At 60.1% G+C, this 18,501-nt stretch carries 13 protein-coding genes; 4 read left to right on the forward strand and 9 right to left on the reverse strand.

Translation table 11 applies throughout. From position 1 onward, the window contains the following. Nucleotides 1-132: 132 nt before the first annotated feature. Complete coding sequence (gene degP / locus OJ965_RS17360) at nucleotides 133-1,575, reverse strand: serine endoprotease DegP (RefSeq protein ID WP_009092009.1); 1,443 nt, start codon at nucleotides 1,573-1,575, stop codon at nucleotides 133-135. 134 nt (nucleotides 1,576-1,709) lie between these two features. Further along, entirely contained in the window at nucleotides 1,710-3,200 is a 1,491-nt protein-coding gene (gene dgt / locus OJ965_RS17365; RefSeq protein WP_058958053.1) for a dGTPase, read from the reverse strand. A gap of 92 nt (nucleotides 3,201-3,292) precedes the next feature. On the opposite strand from dgt, the gene mtnN reads away from it, so the two are divergent. From mtnN to OJ965_RS17380, 3 genes are all read left to right on the forward strand, one after another. Beyond that, nucleotides 3,293-3,991: a 5'-methylthioadenosine/S-adenosylhomocysteine nucleosidase gene (gene mtnN, locus OJ965_RS17370; protein WP_046101257.1), complete on the forward strand. Its 699-nt coding sequence runs from the start codon at nucleotides 3,293-3,295 to the stop codon at nucleotides 3,989-3,991. Beyond that, complete coding sequence (gene btuF / locus OJ965_RS17375) at nucleotides 3,984-4,778, forward strand: vitamin B12 ABC transporter substrate-binding protein BtuF (RefSeq protein WP_154928392.1); 795 nt, start codon at nucleotides 3,984-3,986, stop codon at nucleotides 4,776-4,778. The genes mtnN and btuF overlap by 8 nt, the downstream gene beginning before the upstream one ends. Before the next feature lie 121 nt (nucleotides 4,779-4,899). After that, complete coding sequence (locus OJ965_RS17380) at nucleotides 4,900-5,151, forward strand: hypothetical protein (RefSeq protein WP_009092016.1); 252 nt, start codon at nucleotides 4,900-4,902, stop codon at nucleotides 5,149-5,151. Nucleotides 5,152-5,181: 30 nt separating this feature from the next. On the opposite strand, the gene erpA is transcribed toward OJ965_RS17380, so the two are convergent. Next, entirely contained in the window at nucleotides 5,182-5,529 is a 348-nt protein-coding gene (gene erpA, locus OJ965_RS17385; protein ID WP_009092018.1) for an iron-sulfur cluster insertion protein ErpA, read from the reverse strand. A 203-nt stretch (nucleotides 5,530-5,732) separates the two neighbouring features. On the opposite strand from erpA, the gene hemL reads away from it, so the two are divergent. After that, complete coding sequence (gene hemL, locus OJ965_RS17390; RefSeq protein ID WP_265137196.1) at nucleotides 5,733-7,013, forward strand: glutamate-1-semialdehyde 2,1-aminomutase; 1,281 nt, start codon at nucleotides 5,733-5,735, stop codon at nucleotides 7,011-7,013. A gap of 253 nt (nucleotides 7,014-7,266) precedes the next feature. Here hemL and fhuB read toward each other — a convergent pair whose 3' ends face one another. From fhuB to hrpB, 6 genes are all read right to left on the reverse strand, one after another. Next, nucleotides 7,267-9,246, reverse strand: a complete 1,980-nt coding sequence (fhuB, locus tag OJ965_RS17395; RefSeq protein WP_046101289.1) for a Fe(3+)-hydroxamate ABC transporter permease FhuB — start codon at nucleotides 9,244-9,246, stop codon at nucleotides 7,267-7,269. Continuing rightward, nucleotides 9,246-10,124 (reverse strand): Fe(3+)-hydroxamate ABC transporter substrate-binding protein FhuD, encoded by an 879-nt coding sequence (fhuD, locus tag OJ965_RS17400; RefSeq protein WP_265139287.1) that lies wholly within the window; start codon nucleotides 10,122-10,124, stop codon nucleotides 9,246-9,248. Before fhuD ends, fhuB begins: the two co-directional genes overlap by 1 nt. 10 nt (nucleotides 10,125-10,134) lie before the next feature. Next, a complete protein-coding gene (gene fhuC, locus OJ965_RS17405) occupies nucleotides 10,135-10,929 on the reverse strand; it encodes a Fe3+-hydroxamate ABC transporter ATP-binding protein FhuC (RefSeq protein WP_265137197.1) in 795 nt (264 codons plus the stop codon). A 39-nt stretch (nucleotides 10,930-10,968) separates the two neighbouring features. Next, nucleotides 10,969-13,167, reverse strand: a complete 2,199-nt coding sequence (fhuA, locus tag OJ965_RS17410) for a ferrichrome porin FhuA (RefSeq protein ID WP_265137198.1) — start codon at nucleotides 13,165-13,167, stop codon at nucleotides 10,969-10,971. Between the two features lie 199 nt (nucleotides 13,168-13,366). Continuing rightward, the gene (gene mrcB, locus OJ965_RS17415; protein ID WP_009092030.1) at nucleotides 13,367-15,898 is read right to left on the reverse strand and encodes a bifunctional glycosyl transferase/transpeptidase; all 2,532 of its coding nucleotides are present in this window, start codon (nucleotides 15,896-15,898) and stop codon (nucleotides 13,367-13,369) included. Nucleotides 15,899-15,996: 98 nt separating this feature from the next. Beyond that, nucleotides 15,997-18,480 carry an ATP-dependent helicase HrpB gene (hrpB, locus tag OJ965_RS17420; protein WP_265137199.1) on the reverse strand — a complete coding sequence of 828 codons (2,484 nt, stop codon included), beginning with the start codon at nucleotides 18,478-18,480 and terminating at the stop codon, nucleotides 15,997-15,999. Nucleotides 18,481-18,501: the final 21 nt, after the last annotated feature.

Consider the following 18,501-nt stretch of genomic DNA (forward strand, 5'->3'; position numbering starts at 1 on the left):
GGAGCATTGTGCAATTGCACAGAGGCGGGCGCTGATTTCCCGGATTTGCGGTCACTATCACACTCTGCCACGGCGGAGAGCGGGCATAAAAAAGGCGGACCGCAGTCCGCCTGAGAGGTTATTACGCGTCGCTTACTGCATCAGCAGATAGAGCGTATTGTCGCCACGCTTCACGTTCAGCGCCAGAACCGATGGTTTGGTGTCGAGGACTTTACGCAGCTCGCCCAGGTTGGTCACCACCTGCTGGTTAACGCCCTGAATCACGTCGCCCTTCTTCAGGCCGATACGCGCCGCGGCACTGCCCGGTTTGACGTTATCCACCCGCACACCTTTGGCACCCGCTTCGATGTTGCTGAGATCGGCGCCTTCAATGCCGGTGTAGATGGTCGCAGACTGAACTTTCGCCTGGCTGCTCTGCTGCAGCTGGACAGAGACGTCGAGCGGCTTGCCGTCACGCAGCAGGCCCAGCTTCAGCGTAGTGCCCACCGGCAGTGAGCCCACTTCCGCACGTAACGAGGCAAAGCTGCTGAGCGGTTTGCCGTTCATGGAGACGATCACGTCACCGGCTTTGATCCCCGCTTTGGCGGCAGCTGAGTCCGGCAGCACCTGGCTGACAAAGGCACCGCGCTGCGCGTCCACCTTCATCGCTTTAGCCAGCTCGGAGTTCAGCTCTGTCCCCTGCACGCCCAGCTCACCCCGTTTCACCTGACCAAACTCCACCATCTGCGCCGTCAGGTTTTTCACCATGTTGCTGGGGATAGCAAAGCCGATACCAATGTTGCCGCCATCCGGTGCCAGAATCGCGGTGTTAATTCCGATCAGCTCACCGTTGAGGTTAACCAGCGCGCCGCCGGAGTTACCCCGGTTAATCGCCGCATCGGTCTGAATAAAGTTCTCATAATTTTCCACGTTCAGGCCGCTGCGTCCCAGCGCAGAGACGATACCTGACGTCACGGTTTCACCCAGTCCGTAAGGGTTACCGATGGCCACGGTGTAGTCACCCACACGCAGGCTGTCAGAGTCGGCGATTTTCACAGCGGTCAGGTTTTTGGCGTCCTGCAACTGCACCAGCGCAATATCGGAGCTCGGATCTTTGCCAATGACTTTGGCGTCATAGCGACGGCCATCGCTCAGCTGCACCTGAATTTTGGTGGCGTTGTTCACCACGTGGTTGTTGGTGACCACATAGCCTTTTTCGGCGTTAATGATGACGCCCGATCCCAGCGCGCGGAATTTCTCCTGCTGGGTATCCGGGCCTGGCGCTCCGCCGTTACCGCCTGCTCCACCGTCCTGGCACATTGGTGAGCCCTGGAACGGCGAGCCGTCCTGGCAGAAAGGCGAATTGTCGCCAAAGAATTGCTGAAACTGTTGTGGCATGCGGGGAGTTTTAACCGTGGTGGTGCCCTCGACGCTGATACTGACCACAGACGGCATGACCTTCTCCAGCATTGGAGCCAGACTTGGCAGTTGCTGGCTATCTGAAGAGGCCGTTTGCGCAGCAGAAACAGTAACAGGGGCGAGCGCCATGCTCAGGCTTAACGCCAGCGCACTTAATACTAAGGTCTTTTTTTTCATTTTTCATTTCTCTGTAAGATTACTGTTCAGACCATTGCTGTGGTCGAAAGGTGAGATAAATGTTTTAGCGCGAAGTTCCTTAAAAAGTTTCAGGCAAAAGTAAAAATTTATTCGCGCTCTTTACAATTGGCGGCTTATTCTACGGCCATCAGCCGCCGGTACTCATCCCAGGCATAGAGATCGGTCATGCCGCTGATATAATCCTGAATAAGGCGGAAGCGATAATAACGCTCCCACAACAGCCGCTGATATTTATGCTCCACCACCAGGTTACGCATCTTATGTAAATACGCTTTGCGGTGTTTACCGGAGAGCTTATGGAAAAGCCGGGTTTCGATGGGATGCTTACGCAGGAAATCTTCATTTATCAGCGTGGTAAAGGCTTCGTAATTGAGGCGCATCAGCGGCTGATAGATCTCCAGCAGGCCCCTGATGACCCGGTAACCCTGCAGTTCCAGCTGTTCCACTTCAGAATGGTTAAAGACCTGCTGACGGGCGACGGTCTTAAACAGCTGCAGCAAACGCCCCTCTTCACCCTCATCTTCCAGCAGCGCATGGTTGAAACTACCGTCGAATATGGCAGGCAGATTATCAACAAAACGCTTGACCGCATAGCTGACCAATACACTCTGAACATTTACGCGTAATGACATAAAAAATTGATCGCTGCGGCTGCGGCGTTTTTTATTACAGGCTTCACGCCAGGCTTCGCCAATCGTCCGGCTGAAAGCGTCATTATTTTTAACCGGCCCCCAGGCTTTATTGAGAAATTCATACAAACTCTCAACATTGAAGATATCTTTTTCTACAGCGTCGTCCAAATCGGCAATACAATAGGAGATATCATCCGCGGCTTCCATTATATAGGTGAGCGGAAAGCGGTGGTGCTCTTTCATATTGGTGGCAGCACGCAGCTCGGTAATATAATCCTGTTCAGAGAGATAAAAACCCGGTTTCTTCATCAATACGCTAAATTCGGCGGGTTTTTCACCCTGCCACCAGGCGGGGGCCGTATATTTCAGGATGCAGGCAACCTGAGAATAGCTGAGATTGAGTTGCAGCAGCGTATGCACCATGCGAATGGCCTGGGCGTTGCCTTCAAAATGGCAGAGATCCTGGCGGATGGTGGCGTTGAGCTGATCAAAAGCCTGACGCTGCGCCTCCCCCTCCACACCGGCCACCAGCGGATCGACCAGTTCGGCAGGCAGATTTTCTTCAAACCAGTCGTTGATCGCCGCCTCGCCAAAGTGGCCAAACGGCGGATTGCCGACGTCGTGCAGCAGACACGCCATCTCTATCAGGCTTTCAAACGCCCCCTCTAACTCATCCAGACCATACTGCGCCAGCCCGCCCTGCATCTTCAGCGTCTGCAGGATCTCTTTGGTGATGTAGCGGCCGGTCTGCTGGACCTCCAGCGAGTGCGTTAAGCGGGAGCGGACGGCGGCGTTGCGCTCCAGCGGGAACACCTGGGTTTTCTGCTGCAGGCGACGGATAGCGGCGGAGTTGATAATCCGCCCGCGGTCGCTCTCAAAATGGCGGGTAATGTAATATTCGCCTTCCGGATCTTTTCGACTGGTATAAGGGCGCGAGAAGCTGATCTTCTTCCTGAAATTGATCGCCGACATGGATTACCCCTTATTTTTTCGTGAATTAATCCCCTGAATGCCATGCTAAACTATGCCCTAATTTTTCATTTTTTACATTAGCGGGACTCACTATGAAAGCAGGCATTATTGGCGCGATGGAGCAGGAAGTCACACTGCTGCGCGACAAAATTGAAAACCGTCAAACGCTGTCGCTGGCGGGTTGTGAAATTTATACCGGCACCCTGCAGGGCGTTGAGGTGGCACTGCTGAAATCGGGCATTGGTAAAACCTCTGCCGCGCTGGGTACCACGCTGCTGCTGCAACTCTGCAAGCCTGACGTCGTGATCAACACCGGCTCTGCGGGTGGATTAGCGCCGTCGCTCAGCGTGGGCGATATCGTGGTCTCTGAAGAAGTGCGTTATCACGATGCGGACGTCACGGCCTTTGGCTACGAGCCGGGTCAGATGGCGGGTTGTCCGGCCGCGTTCGTGGCAGACAGCACCCTCATCGCCGCAGCGGAAGCCTGCATTAAACAGCTTGATCTGAATGCCGTGCGCGGCCTGGTGGTCAGCGGAGATGCCTTTATCAACGGCGCCGAACCGCTGGCGCGCATTCGCAGTCAGTTCCCGCAGGCGATTGCGGTTGAGATGGAAGCGACCGCCATCGGTCACGTCTGCCATCAGTTCCAGGTGCCATTTGTGGTGGTGCGGGCCATCTCTGACGTGGCCGACAAAGCGTCGCACCTCAGTTTTGATGAGTTCCTCAGCGTGGCAGCAAAGCAATCTTCACTGATGGTGGAGAACCTGCTGGCGCATCTGGCGCGTGGCTAAAACCCTGCTCTTCTGCTGGCTGCTGCTGTTGAGCGGCAGCCTGCTGGCTTCCCCACCCCGCGTTATTACCCTTGCTCCCCATCTCACCGAGCTCGCCTTTGCCGCCGGGATCACCCCGATTGCGGTCAGCGCCTGGTCCGACTTTCCGCCACAGGCAAAACAGATTGAACAGGTTGCCGACTGGCAGGGCATCAGAACAGAACGGATCCTGCAGCTTAAACCCGATCTGGTTCTGGCCTGGCGGGGCGGCAATCCGCAGCGGCAGATCGCCCAGTTACAGCAGCTCGGTGTACCGGTTAAGTGGATCGATCCGCGGACGCTGGATGAGATGATCGCGGCGCTGGCCGATCTGGGTCACTGGAGCCCCAGGCCGGAGCAGGCGGCCCGCGCGGCCCGGCAGTTACATCAGCAGGCAACGGCGCTGCGCCAGCGCTATACTCACCTGGCTGCGGTTCCGCTTTTTTTGCAGTTTGGCCAGCAACCGCTGTTCACCGCCGCCAGAGAGACGATGCAGAATGAGATGGTTACCCTCTGCGGGGGCAGGAATATCTTTGCTGACAGCCGCGTCAGCTGGCCGCAGGTGAGCCGCGAGCAGGTTCTGATGCGCCATCCTCAGGCGATAGTGACGGGCGGCGATGCGCAGCAGGCGGAGAATATCCGGACATTCTGGCAGCCGCAGCTCAGGGTGCCGGTGATCGCCATCAACGAGGACTGGCTTAGCCGCCCTGGCCCGCGACTGCTGCTGGCGGCGCAGCAACTCTGTGCGGCCCTGCATCCCGATCGATAAATCAGCGAATTGATTAAAGCCGCCGCACTTTTTGCCGTTAATCAATAACAGAGACGGGCGAGCCACGTATGCTCGCCCTCCTTTTAGCGCCCCGGCGCCTTTTAAACACCAGGAACTTCATATGACCAGAGCACTGCTGCTGGCCATAGGGCTGACGATCGCCGGATCTGCCTGTGCGGGATCGATCACTGGCTCTATAGGCGCCAGGCTTGTCATCTATTCACGCTGTGAAATTAACACGGCACGTGGTCAGCCCGCACCGCAGGTTGACTGTGGCAGACAGGCCAGTGCGCAGCCGCGCATTACAGAGAGCCAGAGCCGGACAGAGGGAAGTCAGAAGCAGGGAATCCGTCTGGTAACGGTAGAGTGGTAAACGAGGCCGTCAGATTGACGGCCTGCATCATCAGATACTGAAAGAGGAGCCACAGCCACAGGTGGTTTTCGCATTCGGGTTGGTCACGATGAAGCGCGAACCTTCCAGCCCTTCGGTGTAATCCACCGATCCACCCACCAGATATTGCAGGCTCATCGGGTCAACCACCAGCGAGACGCCCTGCTTTTCAATCGTCATGTCGCCATCGTTCAGCTGGTCATCAAAGGTGAAGCCATACTGGAAACCGCTGCAACCGCCACCGGTGATATAGACACGCAGTTTCAGCGCCGGGTTCTCTTCATCGGCAATGAGGTTCTTGACCTTGTTAGCTGCGGCGTCGGTAAACTGCAACGGCAGTGCTACTACTTCATCACTCATGTTTTACTCCGCTAAACGTCCAGGTCAGAAAACGACCTTAATTACGCTATTATCAGTCAGCACCTCAGCGCAATCAAGCTCTGCCCTTCGCACTCTGTGCCGCTTTCCCCTCTGTAAGGGGCGCTGCGGGTGAAACCACCTTTCGCCGGCTGCCCCTCTTCCGTAGAATGGCACCCTATTTTTCTGAACCGCTGGAGCCGAAAATGAGTAAGTCCGAACAACTGTTTGCCGAGGCACAACGCCTGATCCCGGGTGGCGTAAACTCGCCAGTACGCGCATTTACCGGTGTGGGCGGCGTTCCGCTGTTTATCGATCACGCTGACGGAGCCTGTCTCTATGACGCCGATGGCAAAGCCTATATCGATTATGTCGGCTCATGGGGCCCGATGGTACTGGGTCACAACAACGCGGCGATCCGCGATGCGGTGATCGAAGCGGCCGGGCGTGGCCTGAGCTTTGGCGCACCGACCGGCATGGAAGTGACCATGGCGCAGCTGGTGTGCGATCTGGTGCCGAGCATGGAGATGGTGCGGATGGTGAACTCCGGCACCGAAGCGACCATGAGCGCTATCCGTCTGGCGCGTGGCTTTACCGGCCGCGACAAAATCATCAAGTTTGAAGGCTGCTATCACGGCCACGCCGATCATCTGCTGGTGAAAGCGGGTTCCGGTGCACTGACCCTCGGTCAGCCAAACTCGCCGGGTGTCCCGGCCGATTTCGCCAAACATACCCTGACCTGCACCTTTAACGACCTCGACTCGGTGCGCAGCGCGTTTGAGCAATACCCTGAGGCGATTGCCGCCATTATCGTTGAGCCGGTCGCGGGCAACATGAACTGCATTCCGCCACAGCCTGAGTTTCTGCCGGGCCTGCGCGCCCTGTGCGACGAGTTTGGTGCGCTGCTGATTATTGACGAAGTGATGACCGGTTTCCGCGTTGCGCTGGGCGGCGCGCAGGCTCACTACAATGTCCGTCCCGATCTTACCTGCCTGGGTAAAATCATCGGTGGCGGTATGCCGGTGGGCGCATTCGGTGGCCGTCGCGAAGTGATGGCGGCGCTGGCCCCGACCGGTCCGGTTTATCAGGCGGGTACGCTCTCCGGTAACCCGATCGCGATGGCGGCGGGCTACGCCTGTCTGACTCAGCTTGCACAGCCGGGCACCCATGAGAAACTGGATGCGCTGACCCGTCAGCTGGCTGAAGGTCTGCGTGACGCGGCGAAAGAGCATAATATCCCGCTGGTGGTGAACCACGTTGGCGGCATGTTCGGCTTTTTCTTCACCGACGCTGACAGCGTGACCTGTTACGCGGACGTGACCCGTTGCGATGTGGAGCGCTTTAAAACCTTCTTCCACCTGATGCTGGAGGAAGGCGTTTACTTTGCTCCATCGGCTTATGAAGCGGGCTTTATGTCGCTGGCACACAGCGAAGTGGATATTCAGCACACCATCGATGCCGCGCGTCGTTGTTTCGCGAAGCTGTAACAGGCTGCAGTAGAGATGCAGATCGGCAGTAGAATCCGATGCAGGATCTCACAGCAACACGAAACTCAATGCGCAGGGAACACAGGCAGAGGAGGAAAGCGTCCCGCGCCAGGGATGGCGCGGGCCGAGCGTGTCAGGGATGACGGCTTTTGCGCCTTTCCGATCTGACTGTGTTCCCTGCGCAGGCTCGGTCTGACAGCGAGTCGGACCAGATTTTGTCAATACTCTCAGACCGGCGGCGGCGCTGGTCTTATTAAACTGAACGCCTGAGCAGCCAGATAAAGTAAGGCGCGCCCAAAAACGTCGCCATCAGCCCGGCTGGGATCTGATCCGGAAAGGCCAGCATCCGCCCGCACCAGTCCGCCAGCACCATTAACCCCGCTCCCAGCAATCCTGACAGCACCATCTGCGGCAGAGCCCGCCGGAAGCCCAGCATCCGCGCCATATGCGGAGCCATCAGCCCGACAAAGCTCAGCGGACCGATAGTCAGCGTCGCGCTGGCAGTCAGCGCGGCCGCCAGCAGCAGCAGACTCAGCCGCACCGGTGTTAATGCGATGCCGGCCGAGCGCGCAGTGACACTGCCCAGCGGCAGCAGGGTCAGCCAGCGACTGGCGAGCGGCGCCAGCGCGACCAGCACCAGCGCGCAGAGCGCGCTCTGCATCGCCTGACGGCCGCTGATGTTATAGGTCGAGCCGGAGATCCAGCTCAGCAGGTCGCCCATGCGCGGATCGCCACTGGCCAGCAGCAGCATCAGCAGCGTGACAAAGGCGCTGTTCAGCGCCATACCTGCCAGCAGCATCCGCTCCGGCGAGAATCCCCCCCGGCTGGCGACCAGCATAATCACCAGCAGCGTCAGCGCCGCCCCCAGCGCACCGGCAGGCAGCAGCCACGCCAGTGCATCTCCCGGCACGAGAAACATCATGACGACCACACCACAGGCAGCACCGGAACTGATGCCCAGCACTTCCGGGCTGGCCATCGGATTGCCGGTCAGCCGCTGGATCAGGCTGCCCGCCACGCCCAGCATCAGGCCGGTCACCAGCGCAGCCAGCACCCGCGGCGCACGCCATGGCAGCAGTGAATGCAGCATCTCACCCGCTGACCAGCTCCAGCCCTGCGCATCCCGTCCCCCGGCCAGGCCGACCCAGGCCAGCAGGGCCAGCACGGCGATGCCGATCAGCGCCCAGCGCAGCAGGTTCTGCCGCTCGGCGGGCACGTTATCACCCTGATTCAGGGCGGGCGGCACGGAACCGGTTCGCAGACGCGGCAGCAGCCACAGCAGGATGGGCACGCCCAGCAGCGCGGTGGCTGTACCGGTCGGAATATCACGCCAGTGCGTGCTGAGCCACAGCACGCCGCTGTCCGCCAGCCAGAGCAGTAGCGCGCCCGTCAGGGGAGCCAGCACCATCCGGGTGATTAGCCGTCTTCCCCCCAGCAGCTTCGCCAGCAGAGGAGCGAACAGCCCGATAAAACCGATGACCCCGGCCACATTCACCAGCTGGGCACTGAGCAGGATGGCCAGTGCAAGACCGCCAATGCGCGCCACAGAGAGCGCGAGGCCCAGATTCTTCGCCACACTATCATCCAGCCCCATCAGCGTCAGCGGACGCAGCAGCGCCAGGGCCAGCACAAAGGCCAGCAGCAGGCGCGGCCAGAGTTGCTGCACATTGTCCCAGCTCATCTGATTCAGTGCGCCGGTGCTCCACAGAAACATGTTCTGCAGCTGATCGTGATTGAAGATAGCGAAGATTTGATTGACCGAGCCGCTGTAGAGGCTCAGCACCAGGCCGGCCAGAATCAGCGTGACCGGCGACAGACGCTTGCCCCAGGCCACACCCAGCACCAGCGCCCCCACCAGCACCGCGCCGCTGAGCGCGGCAAACTGCTGGGTCAGCGCGCCGCCGGGCAGATGCCAGAGCGTCGCTACGGTGATCCCAAGCTGCGCCCCGGACGAGACGCCCAGCGTGGTCGGCTCCGCCAGCGGATTGCGCAGGATCTGCTGAAACAGCAGACCGGCCAGCCCCAGTCCGGCACCGACCAGCAGCGCCAGTACGGTGCGCGGCAGCAGGCTGTAGTGAAACACCATCTGCGACAGGTTATCGACAGCCGGTGACCAGAGCGCCTGCGCCCAGTCGGCGGGCGGCAGGGCCTGTTGCAGATTGACCAGCGTCAGGCTGAGCGCCAGCAGAAACAGCAGGCTAAGCAGCAGGAGAGGAAACAGGGCATGGCGCATCATTGCGTCTCCAGCGCGCGTTCCAGCACGCGAACAAAGTGCAGCGCCGAGAGCGTCGCACCGTAATACCAGACCGCCGGAACGCGCTGAAAACGTCCGGCGCGCACAAACGGCAGCGACTGCCACAGCGGACTGCGCATCAGCTGTGCCATATCGGCATCGTTGTCGTGATCGAAGCAGATTGCCTGCACATCCCCGGCCTGCGCCAGCTGTTCGATGCCAACCACCGCGCTGCCCCAGAAGTTGGTTTCGCCCTGCCAGCCATTTTTCAGGCCCAGCAGCGCCATCACTTCCAGAAACAGACTGTTTTTGCCGAAGGTGATGGCATGACGGCTGTCGAGCAGCGACATCAGCAGGAGGGTGCGTCCGGCATAGGGTGCCAGACGCTGACGCGCTGCCGCCAGCTGAGCGTCGACCTCGCGCAGATGCTGCTCCGCCCGCTCGCTGACTCCAAGCCGTGCAGCCAGCTGGCGCAGCGATGCCCGGGCGGCGGTCAGGGGTTTGCCGTCGCCGCTTTGCAGGTCAAAGCCCATGATCGGCGCGATGCGCATCAGTTTTTCTTTCGAGGGGCCGTAGCCGTTGGAGCAGAGGATCAGCGACGGCTGCATCTGCACCATTAGCTCAAGATTGGGTTCCGTGCGCAGACCGACATCCGTCACGCCCGCCGGCAGCGGCGGCTCCCCGACCCAGATGTTGTAGTTATGCAGATCGGCCACGCCGTAAGGTGTGATACCCAGCGCCATCAGCAATTCGGTGGGTAACCACTCCAGCGCGATAATCCGGCCAGGGTTCGGCGTCGCGGCACGCAGGGGAAGCGCACAAAAGAGTGGCGAGGCCGCCAGTGCCAGCATCAGGCGGCGGCGAGAAAGATCGGGCATCATCCTTTCCTTAACAGACAAAACTGACCGGTGCGCCACCCTGCGGGTGCGGTAAAATCCCCATCGGGATGTCATAAATCGCACCCAGCACCTCAGCCTGCATAATGGCCTCTGCGTCACCTTCGGCAATCATTGTTCCCTGACGCAGCGCCACCAGATGATCGCAATAGCGTGCTGCCATATTGATATCATGCAGCACCGCAATCACGGTCAAGCCGCGCTGCTCACTGAGATTTTTGATCAGCGCCAGCACCTCAACCTGATGAGCAATATCCAGCGCCGAGGTGGGTTCATCGAGCAGCAGGCAGCGGCTGTTCTGCGCCACCATCATGGCCAGCCAGGCGCGCTGGCGTTCACCGCCCGACAGGCTGTCCACCAGCCGACCGGCAAAGGGTTTAAGCCCCACCTGCGTAATCGCATCCTCCACCCGGTCGCGATCTTCCTGACCAAAGCGGCCCAGCGCGCCGTGCCAGGGATAGCGGCCAATCGCCACCAGCTCACGAACCGTCATGCCTTCGGCTGCCGGTAACTGCTGCGGCAGATAGGCGACCTGACGGGCAAAGGCTTTACTGTTCCAGCGCCCGACCGGCTGCTGATTCAGACGAACCTCGCCGTGGCTGGCACCATGATGACGACCCAGCATTTTCAACAGCGTCGACTTACCTGAACCGTTGTGACCAATCAGCGCAGTCATTTTGCCTGGTGGAAAAGTCAGTGAAAGTGGCTGGAGGAGGGTTCGGCCCGGGACCTCAAAGCTGGCGTTATCCAGCGTAAAGGTGGCCTCTTCTGCGTGCGGATACGGCATGATAATCCCTGTGAACGGGCGCCGCAGCGCCCGGTTAAATCAGAATCTGAAGGTGGCGGTACCGACAATCTGGCGCTCTGCACCCCAGTAGCAGGCGTATTCACGGTAGCAACTGGCGACATACTCGCGGTTGAACAGGTTGTTGACGTTAACGCCCACCGACGAGCCTGGCAATCCGAAACGGCCCAGATCATATTTCAGCGCCGCATCCACCGTGGTGTAACCGGCAACCTTAAAGTTCTGGTTCTGCTCAGAGCCAGTGCTGTAAAGCCCCTGACTTTCGCCCACATACCGTACCCCAGCGCCGAGCGTCACACCTGACAGCGCGGTTTCGTGGAAGGTGTAGTCGCTCCAGAGTGAGGCCATATGCTTCGGCACCTGCACCGGCGTTTTGCCTTTCAGCAGGGTGTCTTCGGTATATTCCGCATCGGTGTAGGTATAAGAGGCGGTCAGGTTGACGTTGGCATTCAGCGCCGCTTTGGCTTCCAGCTCAACGCCGCGCGAACGGATCTCACCGCTCTGCACGCTGAAAAGAACATTACCGGGTTCGGCTGTCAGGTTTTTGGTTTTGGTCAGCTGATAAACCGCCGCCGTCACCACGACCGGACGATCTTTCGGCACATATTTCACGCCTGCTTCATATTGCTTAGCGCGCGCCGGATCGAAAGGCTGACCGTCAGACGTTGTGCCTGCCGTTGGTATGAACGATTCGCTGTAGCTGAAATAAGGCGCGATCCCGTTATCAAATACGTAATTAAGGCCACCACGCCAGGTAAACGCCTGATCATGATTTTTAACCTCCGTATCCCCATTACGATTCAGCGCTGATGTCATTGCATAATCGTAACGGCCACCCAGGGTCAGTACCCAGCGATTCCACTCCATCTGATCCTGCGTATACAGGCCTGTCTGCTCCTGTTTATTCAGGTACTGATAAGGGAATGGGGTGCCGATATTCGCATCATTACCGTACTGCGGATTAATGGCATTCAGTGGCGCAGCGCTACCAAAAGCTGCATCAATGTCATTGCGCGTCCGCTGATAATCCACACCCAGCAGCAGCGTATGATCCACCAGGCCGGTGGCAAATTTCGCCTGCGCCTGCGTATCCACGGCAAACTGATTCAGCTTCTCGCTGGAGGCTGCTGACCCACGGGTGATCTCCTGCGTCGCGGCGTTGAAACCATTGCCATAAATACTGCGGTAGTCGGTACGCAGATCGGCGTAGCGCAGGTTCTGACGCAGCGTCCAGGTGTCGTCGACGCTGTGCTCGGCGCTGTAGCCCACCATTTTGGTGGTGCGGGAGATCTTGTTGCTCTGCTCGCCTTCATCGAAGTTGGTCGGCAGCTTATATTCACGGCCATCCGCGCGGGTGATCGGCACGATCGTGCCCTGCCGCGGCAGCCAGCCGTAATAGCCGGTTTCCGGCTCGTTCTGGAAATAGGTCAGCAGGTCAACGCGGGTCCGCTCATCGGGACGCCAGCTGAATGCGGGCGCGATGGTGTAGCGCTTCTCTTTGTTCATCGCCTGCTGCGCATCCTGACTGCGCGCCTGCCCGGTCAGTCGATAGCTGTATACACCGTCATCATCCAGCGCGCCGCCAAAATCAAAGCCGGTGGAGAAGAGATTGTCGTTACCCATCTGGAACTGAACTTCACGCAGGGTCTCCTGCGTCGGACGCTTACTCACCAGCGCGACCACGCCACCAGGGTTACTTTTGCCGTAGAGCACCGACACCGGACCGCGCAGCAGCTCGGCACGCTCCAGGAAGTAAGGGTCGAGGGCAAACTCCGAGTAGTTATCCCCCTGCAGTTTCAGGCCATCCAGATACTGGTTGGTGTTGGTTTCGCTGAAGCCGCGGATCGACAACGCATCAATCACGTCTGAGCTGCCCCGGTTGCCGGTCAGCACGCCAGGCGTGTAGTTAAACGCTCCTTTGACGCTGGTCACGTTGCGCATCTCCATCTCTTCGCGGGTCACCACGGAGACGGACTGCGGATTTTTTTCGATTGGGGTATCGGTTTTGGTGCTGGTAGCGCTGCGCTTCGCGGCGATCGTCGGCGCCGGGCCCCAGGGGCTTTCGGCTTCGACCCCACTGCCGCCTTCTGCCGAGACGACCATCGTCTCCGTCTGCGCGGCATACAGCGAGGTGCTCAGGCTGAGTGAAATCATGACGCCCAGAAGCGGTCGGGAAAATGTTTTTTTGGTGTTGTCGGCAAAACGCGTTCGCGCATTCATAAAAGTGTCTCTTAAAATAGGCTCAGGCGAGCGAATCGAAACGATAATGATTATTATAACGGATTAGATAATATGCGAACTGCAGCGGGCACTGCAAGAACAAATCCCAGCGTTGACGCCGTTTGCGGGGCGATTGAAGAGTAATAAAAGACCACAAAAAAAGGGCGCCGAAGCGCCCTTTTTAACCCATCTGGCCGATTTATTTGCCAAACATATCTTTTATCCACCCTGCTACGCCGTCGCTCTCTTTCTGCTCCTGCGGTTGCTGGGTCGGCTGCTGCTGTTGCTGCTGTTGCTGCTGCTGATCGAACAGCTGTTGCTGCTGCTGAACCTGTTGCTGCTGTTGCTGACACAGCGCATTCGGATCCAGCGCCCAGACCGGCAGCGCGCGCCAGGTACTGCTGCCCGTGCCGCAGACAAAGTTACCGGCAGAGTCGATGTTCATCAGCGAGACATCTTCCGGCGGCGTCAGCTGCAGCGGCATCGGCGCCTGATTATCGAGGTAGCGACGGTAGATCTGCATCGCACCGCTGGCACCGTAGAGTTTGGTCGGCTGGTTGTTGTCGCGTCCCACCCAGGTGATCGCCACTTCTTTGCCATCAATACCGGCAAACCAGCTGTCGATCAGATCGTTGGTGGTCCCGGTTTTCCCGGCCAGATGCGCATTCGGGAAACGCGCGCCCAGCGCACGGGCGGTGCCATGATCGGCGACCTGCTGCAGGGTATAGAGCGTCAGATAGGCGGCCTGAGCCGGTTCCACGCGCTGCGCCTGCGGATAGCTCTGATAGAGCACGCTGCCATCTTCGGCGATCACCGACCGCACCGCCGACAGCTCAGCGCGGTTACCGCCGCTGGCAATCGACTGGAACGCCTGCGCTACTTCAACCGGCGTCAGGTTCAGTGCACCCAGCAGCATGGCAGGCACCGGATTGAGCTGATCCTTCGCCACGCCCAGCTTCGTCCAGGTGTCCACCACCGCATCCAGCCCCAGCGTCATACCGAGGTTCACCGTCGGCACGTTCATGGAGTTGGTGAGCGCATCCACCAGCATCACTTTGCCGCTGAAGCGACGATCGTCGTTCATCGGTTTCCAGAGGCTGCCGTTGGGCTGCTTCAGCGCAATCGGCTCATCAGCGATCCAGCTGTTGAGGCGGTAGCTGTTAGGCTGGCTCAGCGCGGTCAGATAGGTCGCCGGCTTCGCCAGTGAGCCAATCGAACGGCGCGCCTGCAGCGCACGGTTGTACCCGGCGTACTGCGGATCGGCACCGCCGACCATGGCGCGCACTTCACCACTGAAGCGGTCAACCACCACCATCGCCGTTTCCAGATCCTTCAGGCCGCGCTGTTTTTTCAGCGTCGGAATCCCGTCAACCACCGCTTTTTCCGCCGCATCCTGCGACACCGGGTCCAGCGTGGTGAAGATTTTCACGCCGGAGAGATCTTTGATCTTATCGCCCAGTTTCGCCTGCAGTTCGTTACGCACCATCTGCATAAAGGCAGGCTGTGGCGTGATCACCCCCCCTTTCGGCTGCACGCCCAGCGGACGCGCCGACAGCATGTCATACAGCTCCTGGTCGATTACCTTCTGCTGCTGCAGCAGGCGCAGCACCAGGTTGCGTCGCTCCAGCGCCAGTTTCGGGTTACGCCATGGGTTATAGAGCGAGGCGCCTTTTACCATGCCGACCAGCATCGCCTGCTGATCCAGACTCAGCTCATCGACCGGACGGCCAAAGTAGTAGAGGCTCGCCAGCGGGAAACCGCGGATCTGATCGCTGCCCGCCTGGCCGAGATAGACTTCGTTCAGGTAGAGCTCCAGGATGCGATCTTTGCTGTAGCGCGCATCCATGATCACCGCCATATAGGCTTCACGCGCTTTTCGCCACAGCGAACGCTCGTTGGTGAGGAACAGGTTCTTCACCAGCTGCTGCGTCAGCGTACTGCCGCCCTGCACCGCTTTGCCGGCGGTGATGTTCGCCAGGAAGGCACGGCCAATCGAGTAAGGGCTGATGCCGTCATGCTCATAGAAATGGCGATCTTCGGTGGCAATCAGCGTATCGACCAGCAGATCCGGGAAGCCGGCGCGGGGCACGAAGAGTCGCTGTTCGCCATTTGGCGACTGCAGCATGGTGATCAGCCGGGGATCGAGGCGGAAGAAGCCAAAATCGCGACCGGTTTCGAGGTTTTTAATCTCGCTCAGCTCATCCTTGCTGAAGCTCATGCGTGCATGGATCTGCCCCTCTTTACTGTCGGGGAAATCAAACGGACGACGCAGCAGCTCGATTGTGTTGCCCTTCACCGAAAACTCGCCGGGACGGGTAATGCGCGACACTTCGCGATACTGGGTGCCTTCCAGCAGGGCGACCATTTCACTTTTGTTGTAGGCCATGCCCGGTTCCAGGCTGACCATGCGGCCATAGACGGTGGCGGGCAGTTGCCACACTTTACCGTCGATACGGCTGCGAATTTCCGAGTCGAGGTAGATGCCCCACGCGGCCATAACCACCACAAACACCAGGAACAGTTTAATTACCCATCCCAGCCAACGGCGTTTGCCGCGCGGCGGTTTTCCACCTTTACCTTTACGTGGCACCGGCGCTTCCTCCTCGTCATCATTAAAATCGTCCTGGTCGATATCCTGTTCGATATCCCTGCGTCGTCCCCGCCCCGCACTGCTGCGCGGCGGCAACGCTTTACCTTTGCGCCCTATTGGTTCGCGATCGTTCCCAGACATTACTTTTCTTCTCCAGGCAGTGCTTACGGCAGCGCCGCTACTCTAACTGCTTTCTCGCATAACGCATGGCAGAACCCTCTGAATTCGATCCAGTGGACTCAACCCTGCGGGGACATTTTTTTGGTTCGCCTTGTTGGCAAGGCGGTAGCCGGATCGTCGGGCCAGAGGTGTTTCGGATAACGTCCCTTCATCTCTTTCCTGACCTCCGGCCAGGCACCGCGCCAGAACGCCGCCAGATCGCGGGTGATCTGCAACGGCCGCTGGGCGGGCGATAACAGCTCCAGCACCAGCGGAATGCGTCCTTCCGCTACGGTGGGGTTCTGCGCTTCACCAAACATCTCCTGAATCCGTACCGCCAGCGCGGGCGGCTTCTCCGCATCGTAGCGAATCGGCAGCCGGCTTCCGGTCGGCACAGTGTAATGAGTTGGCAGCGCACTATCCAGCCGCTGACGTTGTGACCATGTGAGTAAATGTAAGAGTGCGGAGGTCAGGTTTACCGCCTGCAGGCTGCGGAGATCGCGCACTGTGGTCATCTGCGGCAGCAGCCACTCCGGCAGACGTTCAAGCAGTGCCGCATCATCGACGACAGGCCAGCCCTCTTCCGGCAGCCACTGCGCCGCACACTGGATACGCACCCGTAGCTGCTCTGCCTCTGGCGTCCAGCCGAGCACGGACAGCCCCTTTTCCGCAATCCAGCGCAGCATCGCCGCGTGCAGCACCGCCGGTTCCGGCTTTGCCATCGGCTGCGTCCGGAGTATCAGTGCGCCAATCTGCTCACGCTTCAGGGCGCGCAGCGTGCCCTTCTCTTCATCCCACTCAACCTCGGTGCGGCGCTCAACCAGGGCGGGCCGCTGCTGGCATAGCGCCTCAATGTCGACCGGCAGAGCCAGCAGCATCCGGGCATCCGGCGCGGCGCTGCTCTGTAACAGGGCAGGCGCGATCAGCCATTCATGACGCGTCAGGCCATCCTGCTCATCCAGCCTGGCCCCCAGCCCGTTGGCGAGCTGATAGCGGCCGCTCTGGTCGCGTCGCCGCGCCAGCCGATCGCCAAACCCCACCGCCAGCAAGCCAGCGAAACGATCCTCATCGACCCGTCCGCCTCGCACCTTCAGTCGCTGCTGCCACTGCTGCGCCCGCCGCTGCCACTGAGCCTGAGGCCGGTGCAGTGCATCGCGCAGATCGGCGCTGCCGCTGCGGGGTGGCTCTTCCAGAATCGCCACCAGCAGTGCGGCGCTGGCGACCGCATCCGCCTCGTCGCCCGCCGCACAGAGCATCGCCGCCAGGCGCGGATCGCTGCCCAGCTGTGCCATGCGCCGCCCCAGGGTATTCAGCAGGCCATGGTCATCCAGTGCCCCCAGACGGGTTAACTGCTGCCGGGCCGTCGCCAGGTTTTTCGCCGGTGGCTGATCCAGCCACTGCAGCTGTTGCGGCTGGGTGCAGCCCCACTGCAGCAGATCCAGCCACAGCGAGGAGAGATCGCTGTTCATGATCTCCGGCTCGCTCTGCGCGGCCGCGCGGGCGGCCTGCTCCTGCGGCAGTAAATGCAGGCAGATCCCCGGCATCAGACGCCCGGCGCGGCCCGCACGCTGGATCATAGACGCCTGGCTGATGCGCTGGGTCTGCAGACGCGTCACGCCACTGCGGGCATCGAACAGGGCGCTGCGTTCCAGTGCGCTGTCGACCACCAGCCGGATCCCATCAATGGTCAGACTGGTTTCGGCAATATTGGTGGCGAGCACCACTTTGCGGCGTCCGGCCGCGGCGGGCTGAATTGCCCGGCGCTGTGCCGCCAGCGGCAGCGCACCGTAGAGCGGCGTCAGATCCACGTCGTCGCTGATGCGCGCCTCCAGTTCACGCTTCACCCGTTCGATCTCCGCCACGCCCGGCAGAAACAGCAGCAGCGAACCGCTCTCCTCCCGCAGCAGCTGGGCGACTTCACGCGCTACCGCCTCTTCGAAACGCACCGTCTGGTTCAGCGACGCATAACGCCGCTCCACCGGAAAGCTGCGTCCTTCAGAGACGATCAGCGGGGCGTCGGGCAGCAGCGCCGCCAGCCGGGCATTGTCCAGCGTGGCGGACATCAGCAGGATTCTGAGGTCATCGCGCAGCCCCTGCTGCACATCAAGCAGCAGCGCCAGCGCCAGATCGGCCTGCAGGCTGCGCTCGTGAAACTCATCCAGGATCACCAGCGACACGCCCTCCAGCATCGGGTCGTGCTGAAGCATGCGCGTCAGCATGCCTTCGGTCACCACTTCCAGTCGCGTCTCTGGCCCGACGCAGCTTTCGCCGCGCATGCGGAATCCTACCGTCGCCCCCGGCTGCTCGCCGAGCTGCTCCGCCAGCCGTTGCGCTACGTTGCGCGCCGCCAGCCGCCGTGGTTCCAGCATAATGATTCGCCCCGGCAGCGCCGCCTGCTGTAATAGCTGCAGCGGCAGCCAGGTCGATTTGCCCGCCCCCGTCGGTGCGGCCAGCAGGATTTGAGGGGCGTGGCTCAGCGCCGCCAGAATGTCAGGCAGCACCGCGCTGACCGGTAAATCGCTCACAGCAAACTCCGCTTCTGCCTGTGCTAAGATGGCGCGCATTGTAGCATCCATCCGTGATAT

This window comes from Pantoea anthophila (genome assembly GCF_026104315.1).
Classification (GTDB): domain Bacteria; phylum Pseudomonadota; class Gammaproteobacteria; order Enterobacterales; family Enterobacteriaceae; genus Pantoea; species Pantoea anthophila.